Origin of the sequence: uncultured Tenacibaculum sp., from assembly GCF_947494125.1 — a bacterium.
Classification (GTDB): domain Bacteria; phylum Bacteroidota; class Bacteroidia; order Flavobacteriales; family Flavobacteriaceae; genus Polaribacter.
Genome location: NZ_CANLTU010000004.1, coordinates 69,632 through 91,058 on the forward strand (window position 1 = coordinate 69,632; position 21,427 = coordinate 91,058).

General features: G+C 31.4%; 20 protein-coding genes and 1 tRNA gene. 13 read left to right on the top strand and 8 right to left on the bottom strand.

What is annotated here, in order from left to right; all coding sequences use genetic code 11:
* Positions 1-2 precede the first annotated feature (2 nt).
* From Q0881_RS08830 to Q0881_RS08875, 10 genes are all read left to right on the top strand, one after another.
* Entirely contained in the window at positions 3-1,193 is a 1,191-nt protein-coding gene (locus Q0881_RS08830; RefSeq protein WP_299159107.1) for an acetyl-CoA C-acyltransferase, read from the top strand.
* 16 nt (positions 1,194-1,209) lie between these two features.
* The gene (locus Q0881_RS08835; protein WP_299159109.1) at positions 1,210-3,006 is read left to right on the top strand and encodes an acyl-CoA dehydrogenase family protein; all 1,797 of its coding nucleotides are present in this window, start codon (positions 1,210-1,212) and stop codon (positions 3,004-3,006) included.
* 294 nt (positions 3,007-3,300) lie between these two features.
* Positions 3,301-4,353 carry an alpha-L-fucosidase gene (locus tag Q0881_RS08840; protein WP_299159111.1) on the top strand — a complete coding sequence of 351 codons (1,053 nt, stop codon included), beginning with the start codon at positions 3,301-3,303 and terminating at the stop codon, positions 4,351-4,353.
* Positions 4,354-5,342: 989 nt separating this feature from the next.
* Entirely contained in the window at positions 5,343-5,528 is a 186-nt protein-coding gene (locus tag Q0881_RS08845) for a hypothetical protein (RefSeq protein ID WP_299159113.1), read from the top strand.
* A 123-nt stretch (positions 5,529-5,651) separates the two neighbouring features.
* Complete coding sequence (locus tag Q0881_RS08850) at positions 5,652-5,831, top strand: hypothetical protein (protein ID WP_299159115.1); 180 nt, start codon at positions 5,652-5,654, stop codon at positions 5,829-5,831.
* Positions 5,832-5,888: 57 nt separating this feature from the next.
* On the top strand, positions 5,889-6,755 hold the full coding sequence (locus Q0881_RS08855) for a YkgJ family cysteine cluster protein (RefSeq protein WP_299159117.1): 867 nt from the start codon (positions 5,889-5,891) through the stop codon (positions 6,753-6,755).
* A gap of 47 nt (positions 6,756-6,802) precedes the next feature.
* Entirely contained in the window at positions 6,803-7,429 is a 627-nt protein-coding gene (locus tag Q0881_RS08860; protein WP_299159119.1) for an SUMF1/EgtB/PvdO family nonheme iron enzyme, read from the top strand.
* 50 nt (positions 7,430-7,479) lie between these two features.
* Positions 7,480-7,839 carry a cupin domain-containing protein gene (locus tag Q0881_RS08865; protein WP_299159121.1) on the top strand — a complete coding sequence of 120 codons (360 nt, stop codon included), beginning with the start codon at positions 7,480-7,482 and terminating at the stop codon, positions 7,837-7,839.
* A 124-nt stretch (positions 7,840-7,963) separates the two neighbouring features.
* Positions 7,964-8,701, top strand: a complete 738-nt coding sequence (locus Q0881_RS08870) for a LytTR family DNA-binding domain-containing protein (protein ID WP_299159123.1) — start codon at positions 7,964-7,966, stop codon at positions 8,699-8,701.
* A 138-nt stretch (positions 8,702-8,839) separates the two neighbouring features.
* The gene (locus Q0881_RS08875; protein ID WP_299159125.1) at positions 8,840-10,939 is read left to right on the top strand and encodes a DUF2306 domain-containing protein; all 2,100 of its coding nucleotides are present in this window, start codon (positions 8,840-8,842) and stop codon (positions 10,937-10,939) included.
* Between the two features lie 77 nt (positions 10,940-11,016).
* On the opposite strand, the gene trxB is transcribed toward Q0881_RS08875, so the two are convergent.
* Positions 11,017-11,955: a thioredoxin-disulfide reductase gene (gene trxB, locus Q0881_RS08880; protein ID WP_299159127.1), complete on the bottom strand. Its 939-nt coding sequence runs from the start codon at positions 11,953-11,955 to the stop codon at positions 11,017-11,019.
* A 177-nt stretch (positions 11,956-12,132) separates the two neighbouring features.
* On the opposite strand from trxB, the gene Q0881_RS08885 reads away from it, so the two are divergent.
* Together Q0881_RS08885 and Q0881_RS08890 are read left to right on the top strand one after the other, a co-directional pair.
* Positions 12,133-12,207 (top strand) — tRNA-Pro (locus tag Q0881_RS08885).
* 230 nt (positions 12,208-12,437) lie between these two features.
* A complete protein-coding gene (locus Q0881_RS08890) occupies positions 12,438-13,724 on the top strand; it encodes a site-specific integrase (protein WP_299159129.1) in 1,287 nt (428 codons plus the stop codon).
* A 41-nt stretch (positions 13,725-13,765) separates the two neighbouring features.
* On the opposite strand, the gene Q0881_RS08895 is transcribed toward Q0881_RS08890, so the two are convergent.
* The 7 genes from Q0881_RS08895 to Q0881_RS08930 form a co-directional block, all read right to left on the bottom strand.
* Positions 13,766-14,557, bottom strand: coding sequence for a DUF4138 domain-containing protein (locus tag Q0881_RS08895; protein ID WP_299159132.1), 792 nt, complete (start codon positions 14,555-14,557; stop codon positions 13,766-13,768).
* Positions 14,554-15,486: a conjugative transposon protein TraM gene (traM, locus tag Q0881_RS08900; RefSeq protein WP_299159134.1), complete on the bottom strand. Its 933-nt coding sequence runs from the start codon at positions 15,484-15,486 to the stop codon at positions 14,554-14,556. Before traM ends, Q0881_RS08895 begins: the two co-directional genes overlap by 4 nt.
* Positions 15,467-16,093, bottom strand: a complete 627-nt coding sequence (locus Q0881_RS08905) for a conjugal transfer protein TraK (RefSeq protein WP_299159136.1) — start codon at positions 16,091-16,093, stop codon at positions 15,467-15,469. Before Q0881_RS08905 ends, traM begins: the two co-directional genes overlap by 20 nt.
* A gap of 13 nt (positions 16,094-16,106) precedes the next feature.
* Positions 16,107-16,946 (bottom strand): hypothetical protein, encoded by an 840-nt coding sequence (locus tag Q0881_RS08910; RefSeq protein ID WP_299159138.1) that lies wholly within the window; start codon positions 16,944-16,946, stop codon positions 16,107-16,109.
* A complete protein-coding gene (locus Q0881_RS08915) occupies positions 16,946-17,524 on the bottom strand; it encodes a conjugal transfer protein (RefSeq protein ID WP_299159140.1) in 579 nt (192 codons plus the stop codon). Before Q0881_RS08915 ends, Q0881_RS08910 begins: the two co-directional genes overlap by 1 nt.
* Before the next feature lie 45 nt (positions 17,525-17,569).
* Positions 17,570-19,972 (bottom strand): TraG family conjugative transposon ATPase, encoded by a 2,403-nt coding sequence (locus Q0881_RS08920; RefSeq protein ID WP_299159142.1) that lies wholly within the window; start codon positions 19,970-19,972, stop codon positions 17,570-17,572.
* A 272-nt stretch (positions 19,973-20,244) separates the two neighbouring features.
* Positions 20,245-20,532: a hypothetical protein gene (locus tag Q0881_RS08930; protein WP_299159146.1), complete on the bottom strand. Its 288-nt coding sequence runs from the start codon at positions 20,530-20,532 to the stop codon at positions 20,245-20,247.
* 237 nt (positions 20,533-20,769) lie between these two features.
* Between Q0881_RS08930 and Q0881_RS08935 the strand changes: the two genes are divergently transcribed.
* On the top strand, positions 20,770-21,354 hold the full coding sequence (locus tag Q0881_RS08935; RefSeq protein ID WP_299159149.1) for an N-acetylmuramoyl-L-alanine amidase: 585 nt from the start codon (positions 20,770-20,772) through the stop codon (positions 21,352-21,354).
* Positions 21,355-21,427 lie beyond the last annotated feature (73 nt).

Below are 21,427 nucleotides of genomic sequence, written 5' to 3' on the forward strand. Positions count from 1 at the left end.
AGATGAAAACAGCATATATAGTAAAAGGATATAGAACTGCCGTAGCAAAGTCTAAAAGAGGTGCGTTCAGATTTAAAAGAGCTGATGAGTTAGCTGCTGAAACTATCGCATACATGATGGAGCAGTTACCTGAGTTCGATAAAAGTCGTATTGACGATGTAATCGTTGGTAACGCAATGCCAGAAGGATCACAAGGATTAAATATGGCACGTTTAATCTCTTTGATGGGATTAAAAACAGAAGATGTACCTGGTGTAACTGTAAATCGTTTTTGTTCTTCAGGAATAGAAACTTTAAGTATGGCAGTTGCTAAAATTCAATCAGGAATGGCTGAATGTATTATTGCAGGTGGGGCTGAAAGTATGAGTTCTGTGCCAATGACAGGTTTTAAACCAGAATTAAACTATGATACAGTTGCTGCAGGTCATGCAGATTATTACTGGGGAATGGGAAATACAGCTGAAGAAGTAGCTCAGAAGTATAACATTTCTCGTGAAGATCAAGATGAATTTGCTTTACAATCTCATTTAAAAGCGTTAAAAGCACAAGAGGAAAATCGTTTTCAAGATCAAATAGTACCAATTAAAGTTGAAGAAACTTATGTGGATGCTAAAGGAAAACGTGCAACAAGAGAATATACAGTAACAAAAGATGAAGGACCTCGTAAAGGATCTAACATTGCTGGATTACAACGTTTAAAACCAGTATTTGCTGCAGGTGGTAGTGTTACTGCTGGTAACTCATCTCAAACAAGTGATGGTGCTGCATTTTTAATGGTAATGAGCGAAGACATGGTTAAAGAATTAAACATTAAACCAATCGCTCGTATGGTAAGTTATGCTGCCGCTGGTGTTCCTCCTAGAATTATGGGAATCGGACCTGTAGCTGCTATTCCTAAAGCATTAAAACAAGCAGGATTAAAACAAGAAGATATTAGCTTAATTGAATTGAATGAAGCATTTGCTTCTCAATCATTAGCTGTAATTAGAGAATTAGGATTAGATGCAGATATCATTAACGTAAATGGTGGAGCAATTGCATTAGGACACCCATTAGGTTGTACTGGAGCTAAATTATCGGTTCAGTTATTCGACGAAATGCGTAAGCGTAATATGCAAGGAAAATACGGTATGGTAACTATGTGTGTAGGTACAGGTCAAGGTGCTGCAGGTATTTTCGAATTCTTAAACTAACAAAAAAATAACAAAAATGGCAGATTTATTAAGAGGAGGTCAATTCCTTGTAAAAGAAACAAAGTGTGAAGACGTTTTTACTCCAGAAGATTTTTCTGAAGAGCAAAATATGATGAAGGATGCGGTTAAAGAATTTAACGACCGTGAAATCATTCCTCATAAAGAACGTTTTGAAAAGAAAGATTATGCTTTAACTGAAGAAACTATGCGTAAAGCTGGTGAGTTAGGTTTCTTAGGTGTTTCTGTTCCTGAAGCTTATGGCGGATTAGGAATGGGATTCGTTTCTACTATGTTAACTTGTGATTATATTTCAAGTGGAACAGGTTCTTTTAGTACTGCTTTTGGTGCACATACAGGTATTGGTACTATGCCAATTACTTTATACGGTACCGAAGAACAAAAACAAAAATTCGTTCCTGCTTTAGCCATGGGTGAACGTTTTGGAGCTTACTGTTTAACAGAACCAGGAGCTGGATCGGATGCAAATTCTGGTAAAACCACTGCTGAGTTAACTGAAGATGGAAAGCACTATAAAATTAATGGACAAAAAATGTGGATTTCAAATGCAGGTTTTGCTGAAATCTTTATCGTTTTTGCTCGTATTGGTGATGATAAAAACATTACTGGTTTTATCTTAGAATATGATAAAAACAATCCTAACGGAGTAACTTTAGGTGAAGAAGAACACAAATTAGGTATTCGTGCATCTTCTACGCGCCAAGTATTCTTTAGCGATACATTAGTACCAGTAGAAAATATGTTATCTGTTCGTGGTGGTGGATTTAAAATCGCTATGAATGCGTTAAACGTAGGTCGTATTAAATTAGCAGCTGCTTGTTTAGATTCTCAAAGAAGAGTAATTTCTTACGCTACACAATACGCTGCAGAGCGTAAGCAATTTAAAACTCCTATTGCTGAGTTTGGTGCTATTAAAATGAAATTAGCTGAAATGGCTACTAATGCGTATGTAGGTGAATCTGCATCGTATAGAGCCGCTAAAAATATTGAAGATCGTATTGCTATTCGTGAATCTGAAGGAAGCTCTCATCAAGATGCTGAATTAAAAGGTGTTGAAGAGTATGCTATCGAATGTTCTATCTTAAAAGTTGCTGTTTCTGAAGATGTACAAGCTTGTGCTGATGAAGGAATTCAAATTTTTGGAGGAATGGGATTCTCTGAAGAGACTCCAATGGAATCTGCTTGGAGAGATGCTCGTATTGCTCGTATTTATGAAGGAACTAACGAAATTAACAGATTATTATCTGTAGGAATGTTAGTTAAAAAGGCAATGAAAGGTCACGTTGATTTATTAAACCCTGCCATGGCAGTTGGTGAAGAATTATTAGGTATTCCTTCTTTCGATACTCCAGATTATTCAGAATTATTTGCTGAAGAAAAAGAGATTATTGGAAAATTAAAGAAAGTATTTTTAATGGTTGCTGGTGCTGCCATCCAAAAATTTGGAACAGAATTAGAACAACACCAACAATTATTAACGGCTGCATCTAACATATTAATTGAAACGTACATGGCAGAGTCTGCTATTTTGAGAACTGAAAAGAATGCTAAGCGTTTTGGTGAGGATTCTCAAAAAGAACAGATTGCTATGGCTAAATTATATTTATATAATGCTGTAGAAATTATTACCAAAAACGGAAGAGAAGGAATTATCTCTTTTGCTGAAGGTGATGAGCAACGTATGATGTTAATGGGATTAAAGCGTTTTACAAAATACGCTAACTACCCTAACGTTGTTGAGTTGCGTAATATAATTGCAGAAAAATTAAAAGCAGAAAACAAATATTGCTTTTAGAAAATACTAAAATAGTTTATCACATTGTGTAATTTATTAAGGTAAACTATTTTTAAAAATCTTCTATAACTTTATAGGTTTTAGAATTTAGTTGTTTGTTTAAAAGATCGCTGATTAAGTTTAGCGGTCTTTTTTTATTTTATTCTTAGAAAAAATTATAGTACATTTAAAACAACTTCTTTTCACTACTATGAAAGAATTCTTATCCCTTTTTAAAATTCTGCATATCCAACCAAAAGAGGAATATACCCGTAATAAACCTATAAGTTTTGTATAAATTACAAACAGAATAACATGAAAAAAACAGTATATATACTTATTTTATCTTTAACATTTAGCTGCTTTTCTAATGCTCAAGAGAAAAAATATTTTAGTGACGAATCAATAGAAGCATTTAACAAACGTATGCAATGGTTCAAAGAAGCTAAATATGGGATGTTTATACATTTTGGTCTTTATAGTCAACTAAGTGGAGTTTATCAAAATGACACCATAAAAGGTTATGCCGAATGGATACAAGCTAAATCTGATATTGCAGCACAAGATTATGCTATGCTCACCCATTCCTTTAACCCAAAAGACTTCAATGCTAATGAGATTGTATCTATAGCTAAAAAAGCTGGGATGAAGTACATCGTAATCACCACAAAGCATCACGAAGGTTTTTGCTTATGGGATAGCAAATACACTGATTTTGATGTTGCCAATACACCATTTAAAAGGGATATTCTTGCCGAACTCAGTACGGCTTGCCAAGAAAATGGAATTAAGTTTGGCACTTATTACAGTATTATCGATTGGCATCATAGTAGTCAACAACGTAATACTTCAGGAAATGATTCTTGGAGTCGCTGGGGAAATGTGCAAATGAAGGCTGGCCAAAGACCAGTATATATCAAATACATAAAAAATCAGATAAAAGAACTTATTGATAATTATGATACCGACATATTATGGTTTGATGGCGATTGGGTGGATTGGTGGAATAATGATAAAGGAATTGATCTTTATAATTATATCAGAGGATTAAAACCTGAAATAATTATTAACAACAGGGTTGGAAAACGAAAGTCCTTTAAAAAGGATTTTGGTACGCCAGAGCAAGAACATCTGTCTAACAATGTAGAATATGAATGGGAGGCTTGTTACACCATGAATGATTCATGGGGCTTTAAGATTGATGACACTAATTGGAAATCGGCTGTAACAATTTATAATAAACTTAATGAAATAAATAGTAATGGAGGTAACTTTCTATTAAATGTAGGACCAGATGGTAATGGCAATATCCCACTTAAATCCAAAAAAACCCTATTGAAAGTAGGTGAAATGTTGAAAATGAATTAAATCTACACATAACACTGTATAAAAATAATAGCTGAGATAGTTGTAAAGAGGAACAGTATAAAGTTTTTAATGATATTTTTATAGAATTATATGGCACAGACAATCTACAAGTTCCTTTTATTCACCTTTTTAAACTTGACTATTTAGCTCAAGATAGTATTCACGATGAATACATATTTGCTAAAAACAGACCTTTTGATAATAGAAAGTTATTCATTGACCTACATGATTGTCTAACAATTACTCAGAATCTATTTATGCTTCTTAATTATAATTTACCTACAAAAAAAGATAGAGCATAAAATAATCAATGGAAAAAAATTAAAGAGTTTGAAACAAATCTCATAAAAAACTATACAAAATAAATAAACTTCCAAAAGCTATAAACTTTGAAAAAATAAATAGTACAGGACGTTTTGAGTTATTAAAATCATCAGAAATAGGGAAACTTTTAGATAAATATTTTTTTGAAGACAATATTGACAGTATATGTTATTAAGCTCGTATAACATTATCTAAAATGGCATTCGATAAATCTATGAAAAATGGGTGTTTTTTATGTCACAAAGTTGATAATGGAGGACGCGGTCATTCAATTTTAATATTTTTTATAAAAAAGAATGAAAACAAATGGAAAATCATACACAAATACTTAATACTAATTTTTTAAAAAAACACTATGAAGAAACTAATTTTAGAAATTTTAGCTACCACTATTATTTCATGTAACAATTCAAAACCTGTTGAGTACACATTTTTTTACAGGAAACGATTAATAATCCTAACAGTAATGAACTAACTATAATTAACAGTTCAAATAAAGCTGTTAGAAAAATTAAAGTTTCAGGCACAGGAACATTTACTGATATTATTTTTAATACAAACGGCTATTACAGTTTTAGTGATGGAAAAGAAAGTACTGCTATGTATTTAAAAAACGTATACAACATCAATTTAAAGATGACGCTAAAAAATTTGACGAAAGTATCGTGTATTTTGATAATGGTAGTGATGTAAATAATATTTTGAAAGAACGCTTGACAAAACAATTTAATAATATTCAGAAATTAGCCAAAGGAAAAGCTTACCCAGTGTTTGTAAATTACGAAAACAATGCAGGAGGAACAACTTCATTAAGTGATATAAAAGGAAAGTTTGTGTATATCGATGTATGACCTACTTGGTGCGGGCCCTGTAAAGCTGAAATTCCATCTTTAAAAAAGGTAGAAAAAGAATATCATGAATTAAAACATAGTGTTTGTAAATCTTTCTATTGATGTTAAAAAAGAGCATGACACATGGATACAAATGATTGGAAATCAAAATTTGTTACTGATTATGGGGTTCAATTAATTCCTCGTTTTATTTTAGTAGATCCTTCAGGTAATATTGTGAATTCAAATGCTCCTAGACCTTCTGATAAAAAATTAATCACTAATAAGCCTATTTATAAAATCTTCCTAGATTTTCGTAAGTAGGCTTATATTTGTAAAATCAAGTACTAAACAAAATATTCTTACAAAGTTTAAATAAAAATGCAAACAACGAAACTCAGTACCCAAAGTATATTACCACTTACCTGCTCTCGATCTGGAACATGCTGTTTTGGTAAAGATGTAATGCTTAATCCTTGGGAATTGTTCCGTTTTAGCAAAGAAAAGCAAATTACACAGAGGGAATTTCGAGATCTTTATTCTGAATTTGGAGGTATCCAATTACGTTTTAACGGAAAACAAGACAAAAAAGGACAAAATGCATGTAGCTTATATATAGATAATGCTGGTTGCAGTGTTCACCAGGGTCGCCCATTAGCTTGTCGTTTATATCCATTAGGCAGGCAAGTACAATTTGACAAAGCTCATTATATTTATGAAGGAGATAAATTCCCTTGTTTAAATGACTGTTCCGAAGTTTTAGATTTACCTAAACTTAGCGTAGGCGAATATCTAAAAGGGCAACAAGCGAGTCAATTTGAAAAAGCATTAGATGAATATTTAATCGTAATGCAAAATATAGCTGACATTGGTTTTGAGTTACTTTTAGATTCAGGATTAGCAGCTTCTGGAGACACTAAAACATTATCAATGTGGAGAATAATTGGTAATGAATCTCATGAATTATCGGTAAAAAGAATAGGTAAAGAATGGATGGATTGTTTAATGACTCCAGCAATAACAGAAAGCACCGAAGACCCTATTATTTTTGCACAAAAACACAATGATTTAATTCTATTAAAAGCGCAAGAAGAATTTGGAAGTATACAAACACTAGAAGAACTTCATAAAGCTTCTGTTTTATTAATTGGTGTAGCATTACATTTATCTAGAGGCTTAGGAGCCGACACAAAAGGAATTTCAGAGCATTGGATAGAAATAGCAAAAAGTCATGGTGCTAAAGAATAATATTCTAATTAAAAACAACACCTTAAAACTTTAAAAACTTAATATTAATGAGTTTTTCCTCAAATAAATACATCACTATAGACAAATCGAGTAGATTTCTAATTTCAATTAGTATGCTTCTGTTTTTGCTGTCCGTATATTCTTGTGCTAAGAAAAAAGAAAAATTAATCCCGGTTTCCTATGCTCAATTTGAAACATTTGTTAAACAAACTGGCTACATAACCGATGCTGAAAAATATGGTTGGTCTATAGTACAAATAAATGTTTATGATTTTAAAAAAGTAGACAGTGCTAATTGGAAAAAACCAGACGGCATAAATATTCCAAGCTCAAAAGAACTACCTATAACACAAGTAAGTTATAATGATGCTATGGCCTATTGTAAATGGTCAAAAACGAGACTTCCAAAGTATAATGAATATTGGGATTTTATAAAAACAGATAAAAGAACCGTAGTTTCCAACAATGAACTTCCTATTTCCCCTGTTAAAGATGTAAATATCTTAGGAAATGTATGGGATATTACAGAAACTAAAAGAGGTGATTTAGTTCGACTTGCTGGGGGCTCGTTATTTTGTTCTGAAACTACTTGCCATGGAACTGTAAAAAATAGAGAACTATTTGTAGACGAAGAAACTGGCAATATTCATATCGGTTTTTCTGTTATTAAATAGAAAACACATCAAGAAAACAATACAAACAACTAGTATTTAAAATTATAAAAATGAATTTAAAAGATGAGTTCAATTCAGTAGAAAAATACTTTTCTCCTAAAATAATTAATGAGGTTAATGATCAATACGTAAAGCTTGCGAAAATAAAAGGTGAAGATATTCCTTGGCATAATCATGAAAATGAAGATGAATTATTTTATATAGTTGAAGGCTCATTATTAATGGAGATTGAAAACAAACCTAGTTTTACCATGCATAAAGGAGATTTATTTGTAGTTCCTAAAGGAGTAAATCACCGAGTTTCTTCCGAAGAAGAATGTTGTATTATGTTAATTGAAAGTAAAACTACTAAGCATACTGGTACCATAAAATCATCAATAACGAAATCTATAGAAGATCAGAATTATTAAATAATAAAAAAGAGCTTATACAAAATCTAAGCTCTTTTTATCTGCACTAATTTTAGTATGATGAATTTATCTTTTTCTAAATTCATTATAAAATGTATTTTTGAGTTTTTATCAAAACTGTCAAATGAAATTAAACCCAAAAATAGAACACAATATAATTATAGCTTTTCTATTAGCTGTGTGGGCTTTTTTATTTGGCTTTTTCGCAAGGCCTTTTGAGCATGGAAACATGGATTTAGGAGTTTGGCTTCGTGTAAGTTTAGGTTTTAGTTTTGCTGCTTTTTTTTCTTATAGTGTAGTCGCTATCTATCAAAAGATTATATATACTAAAATTTCCAAGTGGAATGTTTTTTTAGAAATAAGTATTTATATAGTATACTATATAATCTATACTATCATAACTTATTATTTCTATAAGAGTTCTATGGTTCATGGTTTTTATGATTTCCCTCGATTCTTTACTGAAATTATACTCAATATAACTTTAATTATTAGCCCAATTATTTTTTTATTAAGAAAATATGCAATTAAATTAATTCCTAAAAAAGAAGCCTATATTATTATTAAAGGAGAGAATAAATTAGATTTCTTAAAAATTAAAAAAGAGGAGCTAATTTGTGTTTCTAACTCTCAAAATTATGTGGAGATTTTCTTTTTAGAAAATGAAACTCTCAAAACAAAATTAATTCGAAGTTCTTTAAAGAAAATTCAATATGAGTTTGATTTTTTAATTCAAATTCATCGTTCTCATTTAATCAATCCTTCTCATTTTAAATCTTGGGAAGACTCTACTACAATTTCACTTACACAAGTTGTACTTCCTGTATCTAAAAGTTATAAAAATCGTCTTTTATCATTATAATTTTTATACCTAAAAACGATAGTTTTATACCAATACTCTATGTTTTCACCTAAAAAATTATGTTTTATACCTTAGGGTGTCTGTTTTTATTTTAACCTGTTTTTTGATTCTATTTTGGTGATATCAAAACAATAAAAAATGAAAAAAATTACAGTTATTTTACTTTGGATTCTCTTTGGGAGTTTATGCATCTTTTTTAGTTCTTACCCTTTAAAATACATTTTAGCAGATGAACCTATTCTACTTTTAACTGCTAAAACTATTTCATTATTAAATAGTAATTTTTATATAATATGCTTCTACCTTCATATTATTTTTGGAGGAATTGCCTTATTAATTGGATGGGTACAATTCATAGAAAAATTTCGAAAAAAATATTTAAATATACATAGGTGGATTGGTAAAATTTATATTGTTTCAATTCTTATTAGTGGAATTCCTGGGTTTTATATTGCATTTCATGCTTCTGCAGGGCTATCGCCTAAATTGGGTTTTTCAATTGGTTCTATTATTTGGATTACTCTAGCCATTTTAGGATATACTAGCATTCGAAAAGGAAATGTAATTGCTCATAAAAAATATATGATTTATAATTATGCTGGTACATTTGGTGCAGTTACATTACGTCTTTGGTTACCTTTGTTAATAAATATCTTTGGAGAATTTGCTTTAGCATACCAAGTAGTGGCTTGGTTAAGTTGGGTTCCTAATTTGTTTGTTGTTTATTTATTTTTAGAAAAAAGAGAAGTGATTATACATTTTTACAAAAAATACAAAGTTCATTATATCTTAAAAGGAACTGTAGCAATAACCACACTAATGGTTATTCTTTCATATACAAGTTTACATACTTGGTTTTATAAAAGTGCTGACTTTGAAGGAATTCCTATTGAAAAAACACATATAGATAATAACTCATACTTTACTGAAAAAAAGTTAAAGGAAATTGACAGTTATTTAAAAGAAGAATCAGAAACCACAAGTATGATGGTTTTAGAAAATGGTAAAATTATTTATGAATACGGAGATGTATCTGAAATTAGTAATTTAAAGGATGCTAAAATTAGTATTCTAAGTATTTTGTTTGGTAAATATGTTGAAAATGGAACAATTAATCTTCAAGAGACTATTGGCAGTAATAATATAAATGATTATTTAGGGCTATTACCCATAGAAAAACAGGCAACAATAAATAATTTACTTACGTCAACTTCTGGAGTTTTATACGCTAAAAATAACAGTACAGAATATACTCTTTCTAGAAGAAAAGAAAGAGGAAGTGTGAAACCTGGTGAATATTTTTCTTTTAATAATTGGGACTATAATGTTGCTAGCTATATTCTTGAAAATAAATCTGGAAATAATTTTCATAAAGAAGTAGAAAAGCAATTGGCTATCCCATTAGGTTTTCAAGATTGGAATATTGATAATCAATCTGAAGAATATACTAAAAACTCAAAGTATAACACCTACCAAACCCATATTTCAACAAGAGATATGGCTAAAATAGGGCAACTTATGTTGCAAGAAGGAAATTGGAAAGGGAAACAAATTATTTCTAAAAACTGGATTAAAAAAACAACGTCTCCGGTAATTAATATCGACACTGTAAGAGTTAGAATAGGAGGAGATATTTCTAGTCCTTTACAAGAAACTTATGGTTATTTATGGTGGGGATTTGATCGTTTTTATGACAATCCAGATTTTAATGGTGCTTATACTGCCTTGGACAATTCTGGCCAATTTATTACTGTAATCCCAAAAAGAAATGTTGTAGTAGTTCATAAAACTAAATTAGACTATCTAACAAAAATTAAGCTTTCTGATAGAACTAAAACTCCCTCTTGGCGTTATTGGTGGATTTTAAGAAAACTAATGTTGAATAGAAAAAAAATAGCTGAACTATCTCCAGAAAAATCTACAGATGAAATAATTGAATTTATTAAAAAAGAATACAATACAGATTCAGAATATGCTATTTCTGAACGTTTAATAAATGAATATGGGCAGTCATTAGCAGACCTAGAAAAATATGAAGAGGCTATCAAATTTTTTGAGTTAAACTTAAAGCTCTACCCTAATCACGGATATTATACACATCGCATTTATAATTACTATGGAAACAGTCTAGTTAAATTAGGTAGAAAGGAAGAAGCTCTAAAAGCTTTTGAAAAATCTTTAAAATTTAATTCAGATAATCCTACAGCTAAAAAAATGATTTCAGAATTAAATAATTAAAAATAATTCATAGGTACAAAAAAAAGCTTACCAATTAAATTGGTAAGCTTTTTTTATATCTAAAATAACTTAGTTACTTATTCTAAAGCTCCTAAATAACGTTCAGCGTCTAAAGCTGCCATACAACCAGTACCAGCAGCTGTTACAGCTTGTCTATATTCTTTATCTTGCACATCACCTGCTGCAAAAACCCCTGGTAAATTTGTTTTAGTAGATTTACCTTTTGTTATTAAATAACCTGTATCATCCATATCTAAAACATTTTTAAATAAATCTGTATTAGGTTTATGACCAATTGCAATAAACACTCCTGTTACTGGAATATCAGTTTTTTCTCCTGACTGATTGTTTACAGCACGTACACCTTCAACTACATTATCTCCTAATACCTCATCAATTTCTGTGTTATACATCACAGTAATATTTTCTGTTTTATTAACACGGTGTTGCATTGCTTTTGAAGCACGCATAAAATCTTTACGTACTAATATTGTAACTTTATTACAAATATTAGCCAAATATGTAGCTTCTTCAGCTGCAGTATCTCCTGCTCCAACTACAACTACGTCTTGTCCTTTATAAAAGAAACCATCACAAGTAGCACAAGCAGAAACCCCACCTCCTATTAAACGTTGTTCACTCTCAAGTCCTAAATACTTTGCTGTAGCTCCTGTTGAAATAATAACAGATTCGGCTTCTAACTCAGTACTTTCATCTACAGTTATTTTATGAACACCTCCTTTTTCTTTAGAAAATTCAACTTTAGTTGCTAAACCAAAACGTACATCCGTACCAAAACGCTCTGCCTGACTTTTTAAATCATTCATCATTGCAGTACCATCAGTTCCATTTGGGTACCCAGGAAAATTATCAACTTCAGTAGTAGTAGTTAACTGTCCTCCCATTTGCATTCCTGTATACATAACTGGTTTCATATCAGCTCTAGCTGCATATATAGCAGCAGTATATCCTGCTGGTCCAGATCCAATGATTAAACATTTTATTTTTTCTGCCATCTTCTAAAAAATTTTATGATTACAAATGTAATTTTTTTTTAATTCTATTAAGTTTTTTTGAAATATATTTTCGCTATTAGACGATAGATTACACCTATCTTACAAAAGTTTATATTTTTTTGTTTTTTTTGTTTGCAAACAAAGTATTTTTTATACATTTGCAACCCGATAATCAATCGGGGTGTAGCGTAGCCCGGTCATCGCGCCTCGTTTGGGACGAGGAGGTCGCAGGTTCGAATCCTGCCACCCCGACTTTTAAAGGTTTACTATAAACCAATAAATATTTAATCAAATGGAAATCAGTAAATTACATTTTTACTATTTCCATTTGTTTCGTTTTGAGAGTATATATTAAGGTGTCCTAATCGGTGTCCTATTCTAATCCTGATAAAATTCGTATCTTGTATTCTCAATCGTGCATTTGACTTTCACAAGCTGATTTGGCTTTCGTTTAAAGTATTGTTTCACTAAAAACGAAAGTAATGAGAACTTCAAAGACATTTAGTATTCACTTCTGGCTGAAAAAATCAGCTGAAAAAAGTAATGGAAAAATTCCAATTTATGCACGAATCACTGTTGATGGTATTCGGGCAGATGTAAGTACAAAGAGATGTACGCTACCACACTATTGGATATCTAAGGCAAACAGAATTAATCCGCGTATTTCTGGCGCGAAAGTTATTAACCAATATTTAGATGATGTATATACCAAACTTATAGATTGTCATAAGCAATTACACATAGAAAATAAGCTAATTACAGCACAAGCCATTAAACTACGCTACTTAGGGACAGATAAGGAAGTAACTACTTTAAAAGAGTTGTTGGATTATCATTTTAAAAACGAACTACCAAAGTTAGAACCAGGTACAGCTAAAAATTATGGCGCAACTGAAAAATATTTACTGAAGTTTTTGACTAAAAAATTGCGAATTTCAGATGTTAAATTGGCTACAATCGATTATTCATTTATAACAAGTTTTGAAAATTATCTGCGTGCTTGCAAACCATTAAGAGCTTCCCAACCTTTAACAAACAATGGAATTATGAAACATCAAGAGCGTTTTCAAAAGATATTGAATATAGCCATGAAGTTTAGCTGGATTCAACATAACCCTTTTGTATTGTATCAATTAAAGTTTGATGAATATGATAGTCATTTTCTAGAGGCAAACGAGCTTGAAATTTTTAAAAATTTGACTTTTGAAGATTCTGGACTACAATTAGTCTGCGATATTTTCGTGTTTGCATGCTATACAGGGTTAAGCTACATTGAAGTTAAATTATTGAAAAAGGATGGTATCGTTACAGGAATTGACGGTGAACAATGGATTAATGTTACTAGAAAAAAGACAAAAACTCCAGTGAAAGTTCCATTACTTGATGATGCCAAACGTATTCTAGATAAATATACTGAATATCCTAATGTTAATAATAATTATTCGTTGTTACCAGTATATACTAATCAAGTAGTTAATAGATACTTAAAAACCATTACAGAAATAGCAAAAATACACAAACATATAACTTTTCATGTTGCTCGTCACACTTTTGCCACAACTGTTACCCTATTAAATAATGTTCCGTTAGAGACTGTTTCAAAACTTTTAGGGCACACAAAATTATCAACAACACAGCGCTATGCTAGAGTTGTTGAAAAGAAAATCAGTAACGATTTCGGTAAATTAAAGGATATCTTAAAGGCTAATATGAAACAGAATTGTTCTTATAAAACTACGCCGTATAATCATTTACAGATTGTTAAATAGTAGAGTCTTAATATAAGCCTCTCAAAATTGAGAGGCTTATATTATTTTAACTCTAATTTTCTATCTCCTTTAAGTTCTTTCAATTCAATTCCTAATCTCTCATTATTTCCTAATACAAATTTGGGCAGTACATATACAAATCGCTTTGATTGCTTATTCTTAATCATTAAAGGCATTTTGTGCTTGTAAATTTCAATTAACTGTAGTTTTTGATAGGATGCTTTTCGCTTCTTATTTCCATTAGTTCTGTAAATATTTAAGTAGTCAATTTCAAAATCAATTCCTGAAGTATTTTGAACTTCGATAACCAAATACACTTCTGAAGTATTATATACCATCTTTTGCAAACGTAATTTTATTCCTTTTTTACGTTTTGTAGCAATACGTTCAGGTGTTGAATTCAATACATACTCGCTAAATTTTTGAAAGTATGTGATTCGGCTTTTATAGGCATCAACTGTTTTAATTACTGGTTTTTGTTTTATTTTTTTAGACATTTCATTTCCGATACTTTCATTTTCTGGAATAAAATAATTCAACCTTGGTAACTTATCAGCATACTTCAAAATATAGGAATACACTTGCCCATCATTAGTAACCGTTAATAGGTTACTTTCTGTTCCAGGTTGCGCTTGCAATAAACCAAAATATTGTTCTTTTTCTCTATTATAAGTAAATACAAAATGGTCAGCTCCAGTTATTCCTTGACGAATTGGATTAGGGAAAAACAAAGCAACATTCTTTTGCTCGTTTGCATAAATAGTATCTAATTTTTGTTGTGCTTTCACTGAAAAGCAAACTATTATTAATAGAAATGATATTATAAATTTCATTGTTTTAGTTTTAGAATTAATCTGTAGTTATCAGCAATCGTCACTTTCACATTCCGATTACTACGTTGAAATATTTTTTTTAGCCCACTTACTTGTGGTACACCAGGAACATTAATATCATTTACCATATCTCCAACAATCTGTTTTCTGGCTTCAGCGCGAAAACTATTTTCAATGTAAACACCCTCACTACCATCTTGATAATCGAATGCCTTTAGCTTTACTGGTTGATGATTTATATGCTCTATCGTTATCATAGTTCTGTTGGGTTTAAAACTGACAAAGCCATAAATAGGTGCATTCTTCTGAAGTAAAATTCCATTAATGGTGGCTTCTTTTGTCAATCGCATTTGTAAACGAAAATCATTTTTTACAGTTTGTGTTCCATCAACACGAACGTAAATTGAAGCATCTGTATTTTGAGAATCATAAATGTCATTTTTTACAGGATTGGAAGCAAAAAAGAGTTGGTGTTCTAATGCCAATTCTTTAGTCGTTATAATAGATTCTACTTCTTTAATTGGAAGAGAGTCCTTTTGAGTTTCAACTTCTGATTTTACAAAGTTTTTTCTTGGCTTTCGATACGATGCATCTGTATAATTAATGCGCCCTTGTTTGTAGATACTATCTATCATTTTCATTTTTTTCTTATCTAATAAATCAGCATCATAAATCCCTGTGGAATCTAATAACGCTTCATCATAAATACTTGGTGCATTGGTTTGTCTGACTTCTTTTAAATCATCTAGAGCTTCTAATTTAGATTCGTATTCCTTTTGTTCATCCTTAAGTTTTGGAACAGGAACTTGATTGTTTTCTATGGTTGGATCTTCATCCTCTCCTAACATTAATACCGAGTAAGAACCTATAAAAAGTACCACGCATAAAATGACAGCGCCAAAAACGAGTTTATTCTTTTCTATCTTCATAATCTTCTAATTTTCGTAACGTGTTTTCAAAAAAGTTGGTAATTAATAATCCGTGGGTATTTTTGGGAAAATTTCTATCAACATGGATAAGGTTTCCTGTTGTTGTTAATTCATATGTGTCGACTATTGAACCACGATTGATTTCAAAAATGGTCTTGGTTTCAAAGCGATATGGCTTAGACTGAATATTAATTTTAGAATTGATACTTAACACGCGTTGCACTAAAGAATATTGCAATAATCGATTGTAAACGCCATCTGCTTTTTTCTGTCTGTATAAGGCATCCACAGAACTATTTCCTAGCCAAAGTGCTTTTTCTAAATGCTTTTCATAATTACTGGCATCAATATGATAGAAATAGGTATGAAACAATTCTAAATGTGCCAATGCTTCTACACCTAAATTTTCTTGTTGTGACACCAGTTTTAAAGGAATTACACTTCCATCTGTATTGACAACAAAAGCATTGTTAACGGTCTCTTTATGAAGTTTTACAACCAGTACCACAGAAACAATACAGGTAACTGCTACTGCTATAACTACAGCCAAAACTATGAAGCGATTTAACTTCAATATGTTGTATATATTTTTATAAGGTGTTTTCATTTTTATATAATTATTACGCGCTAAAAAGCCTAAAAACAAAAGAAGTAGCACGACGATAGAGTTTGAATTTGAGGAGTACAATAAATCCTATAGAGCCAAATTCCAATAAGGGTGCAAAAAAGTTACTTCCCCAATCTGTTCCGAATAAGTCTCCCCAAAAGTTGGTGTTGATTTCCGTATAGAGATTATTTACAAAAACATTTACCAAGAAAAAAGCAGGTACTAGCATATAGACTCCAGCATAGAGTTTAAAGAAATTGTATGCCAATGTTCTAAACTTTTCAAATACTGCCAGACTAATTACTAAAGGAAAAAAGGCTTGCATTATCCCCAATAAAAAGTAGCGTTCTGCTAGGAATAATGGATAGATAAACAAGTCCAATAACCATAAGAACATTGCGGCGATAAATGATAATATTTTCAATCCATACAATGGTGTTACCAATGCTTCGTATAGCAATGCAAATGCTTTTTTGGCGGCTTCCAAGGCACCCACATCCTGCTCCAAATCAATATCTTGCATCTGTAGCGGAAGGAGTGCTGGAGCCGTATCACGGTACTGGGATTCGATAGCGACCAATATGCTATCGAAAACACCCAACACCTGTGTAGAGAAAATTACTATGATAATGACTGCGAAATTCTTTGCCAATTCTGAAGGAGTCAACCCCCAAGTATAACCCTCATTATTAGCAACACCTTCATTGTATTTTTTTAGGATGTTAATCAGGAAGAATAAAATAGCCAGTGTTTTCATTCCAGTAATGGTATACTGTGAAAAATCACTGTTTTTGATGGTGGTAAAAACCGCATCAATATATTCTAACCCTATTCCTAAAAAAATACCACTCATTAGTAATTGGTTTCTCTATTATTGATTTTATCTTGCATATCTCTAAAGGCAATAATTTCTTTGTATCGTCTAGTTTTAGACTGAATTTCGGCTACCATTTCTTTAGATTTTAATTCGTGTTCTTTAAGAACTTCGGCACGTTCGGCATCACTCATTTTTAGATTTCCACTTGATAGAATTTGATTGATATAATTAACACTTGACATTGAACTTTCAATGATTTCCGTAAAGGAATCGGTAATCCGATTTATCTCATCGGGTTTAATATGTGGTGAGTTCAATATTTCTTGCAAATCACCCTGCACCATATTGAATAATTGCTGATTGTTTTGAATCACTTCTTGCACAGCACTCAATTGCTGAATGACATTGCTGACTTGTTCAATGCGCTCTTTTTGCTTCTTTAAAAAGTCAACTGTTTTTAATAGTTGTGACGTTTGTTTAGCGGATTCTAATAATGATTTACCTAAACTGATAAAGTTGGTATTATCATAAACTGGCCATCCCTGACTCGTAGCACGAGCAGGCAATAATAAAAGTGCCAATGTGAATGCGATAATTAATGTTTTAATTTTCATAATTTTTGTTTTTATAGATTACTAATTGTTTGTGTTAAAGGCTGTCTATGACTGCTTAGTGAATATGTTGATGGCTTTTTCCATCGAATTATGTTCTTCATAAAGTTGCATTATTGCCTCACTCTCTTTTCCATCTGTTAAGTATGCTGCATAGACTTCTTTAGGGACTTCGAGACGAAAAATGTTACTTTCCTTTCCGATTTTGATAAACATTTCGGTGTATTTTCTTGCGCCAGTTAAATTGTTTCTAATGGATTTTAACTGGTTTAAATCGTGACTTGAAAAATTCAATCGTTTTTGTAATTCAGCATAACCTTTTTCATTCCGAAGACTATACACCACTTGTGTATTTTCAAGAATACTTGCTGATGTGGAATTGTTAGGTAACTGATTAATGGATTGCAGAATAATGCCAATCGCTCCGTTTTGTTTTCTAATGGCTTGATAGTAGAATTCTACGCTCTCCAATACATTTCCGAATTTGAGTTGTTTTGCAAACTCATCAAAGAGGATAATTCCTCGTTCGGAACGATTCCGCCAAATGGTACGTTGAATAGCTGACTTAATCAACTTCAACATTACTGAAAGAATCTCCTTGTTATCTTTGACTTCATCGAGTTCAAAAACAATCAAACGTTTGTCTTCAATCTTATAAGTTTGGTCTTCGCATACATTGAATAAGAAACTGTATAAACCATCATCTACATATTCCGAAAGGATGTGCAGAAAATTATAAATACTGAAATACTCTTCTTGAATTTTAAGTTCTTGGATAAGTGTATCCTTTTTATCATCTACAAATTGATATAGTGATGCTAATGAGTGATTCTCATTTATAGAATTGTAATAATAACGAAGTACTTTTTTAATGGCAACTTCTTCTGCTTTGGTAGCTTCCTTTCCTGAAGCCAATAATTCTAATAAGAAAACACCTAAATCTTCTAACCGTTCAGGCGTTAAATCTTCAATGGATGAAATATAAAACGGATTGATACCTAAATTCTTTCCTTGCTCGTAGCGTAAAATGATATGGTCGTCTGGATAGAGTTTAGCAAACTTGGAATATGAACCTCCTAAATCGATAATTACCAAGCGTACATTACTCTCAAAATACTGGCGAAGTATATTATTCGCTAAAAACGATTTTCCTTCGCCAGTTGGCGCAAAAATGGCAAAATTGCGTGCTTTGATGCGTTTCTTTTGTTCATCCCAAACATCTTTTAAAACAGGAATATTATGCTGTCTGTCATTGAAGATGATACCGACTTCATCCGATTTATAATTGCTGTTATTGATGTATAAACAAAGTGCGTGTTTTAAATCGGTTACATACAAATCTTCATTTGAAAAGTTGGATGCAAAGCAACAATAGGAATTTAAAAAATAGTTTTTCCGTTCTTCGTCTTTAGGGTAATATGGTACAATATCAAGTTCTTTAAATTCTGTTTTTATTTTGGATGCGATTCTCCCCAATTCGTTTTCATCCTTTGACCAAAAGATAATATTCAAATGCCCTCTAATAATTCGTGCAGAGTCATCTTCGTTAATTTTAGCAACGATGTCTTCAATCTTTTTTAGGATGACTTTATTCTGTGTGCCGAAGTTGGAACTCTTGTTAAGTTCTTCAATTTTCTTATCGAGTAATTTTCTCCATTTATACTTATCATCTAAATAAATAATCTGATTGATGATATGATTTTCATTGAGGTTTAATCCCAATCCATCGATAAAACCTTGATGGAATACAAAATCATCCGAAGTGAATTTATCATTAGTTTTACTGCTTTGTACGACATCGCCAAAACAGAGTTCACTATTTACAGCCAATACATCAAAATGATTTTCGGCGATTTCAATGTTAGATTTTTTTAACTGAATATCAGTATCAAATCCTTCATTAAATCCGTTGAAATAGGCATCAGTGATACCAATAATTTGATTCTCGCTAAGAGGTGTAAACTTCACCTTTCGGCTATTATTTATAAATGAAATGGCATCGTTTACCGAAGTAATAAATTCCTGAACATTGTGGTCCATTTTTTTATGAATCCCTTTCTCTACTTTTCTGAAAGGGTTCGTAAATTTTGAAGCATTCAATGCTTTGTTAAATGGTAGAATAAAAAACAAATAGCAACTATGTTTTAGATAGTTTCTTCCTTTAAAATAATTGTGTGTTGCTCTCTCTAAAAAGGTTTTGTTTGGCAATACTTCCGAAGTATAATTAGCCTTTTGGTAAATATCTTGCTTATGAATAACCGTACTTGTTGGTAAGGATTTAAAGGCTTGAAACCACGAACCGTGAATGTCTTCTAAATCCGATTCAGACAAAGAATATATTTCAGGCAAGTCACCTTTATAACACAATACCACATTGCCATTGTTGGCAAACACGATGTGTTCTTCAATGCTCAAAATAGGATGGTATGCAGATAGATTAATCTTGTTCATAATGTAAACGACTGTGTTTTTTGTTGCTGATGGTTTGTGGAAATATTTTTTGAAACTGCAAGAGCGTTGGGTTCTTGGTAATATGTGTTAAGGCAACATAGAGTGCCGCATTAAACACAAAAACCGAAATGATAACCGTAAAACTGAATGAGAAAATGATGAATAATAATGAGCCAATAACTGCTGTCATCATAAGAGCGAACAGTGAAATGGGTAAACCCATTATCACCGCACGCTTTCGTATGTTTTTATAGACTTCGAATCGTTTCATACTAAACAACGATTCCAATTAGGTATGTGAAAATTCCAACTACTGCTCCAGCAATAAGTACAAACACTAATACACGTGTAATACCTTTTTTGAGGTCGGCATTTTCACCAAAGAAGTGCCCTGCATTAAATAGAAAACCTATTAAAAAGATGACACCTAAAATGATTGGGAAAATGGCTCGAATGGTATCGGAAACATCATTAACAGAATCTTCAATACCTCCAATTTGTGCAAATAAGGCATTTGAAATGAGTAGCAATAAAGCGGTTACATAGAGTGATTTTTTCATATCTAAATAGATTTAAAATTTACTTGATTTTGACATTCGAAAAATACTGTATATTGTTATTCAAAATATTGACAATCAGTAATTTGTGAATAAAATAAATTTCAAGTTGGATTGTATTTCTTTGATGTGAATTGGCATCAAATTGTATGAAAAATGGAAAATGCTATGTTGATAACTCAAAAACTTTTGAAGTACGCGAAGCTCAAAAACGTCTGTTTTACGATTTTGATGCTTAAAATGTGCTTTGTTTTTAGTCAAAAAAAAGTAATTGTGATTGATGTTGGACATGGTGGAAAAGATACTGGCGCAATTGGTATACATAACATTCAAGAAAAAGAAGTGGTTTTGAATGTTGCCAAAGAAATTTTAAGGCTTAATAAAAAGCTTTTTGATAATGAGTTGGATATTTATCTAACTCGTTATAGAGACACCTTAATTTCTTTATCAGATAGAAGTCGATTAGCTAAAGTTTTGAGTGCAGATGTATTTGTGTCGTTGCATTGTAATGCTTCTCCAAATACCTCTAAAGGAATGGAAGTTTATGTACATAATAACGATAACTCAAATACCAAATCTTCCATTGAATTAGGGTTATCGATATTAAATGAAAGCACTCAAAATTTAGGTTTTAAAATGCGAGGTGCAAAGTTTGCAAACTTTCAAGTCTTACGAGAAGCAGGCAATTATCCTGCTGTTCTTGTGGAAATGGGGTATATAACAAATACTGACGAAGCTGATTATTTTACCAATCCTAAAAATGTAAAAGCGATGGCTTTGGCTATTTTAATAGGGATTGCTAATTATTTAAATGTTGGAATATGAAGGATTTTTTTATTGAGATTGTGAAGAATTTGAAGGAAATTTTAAATAAGATATTTAAGATACTAATTAATAA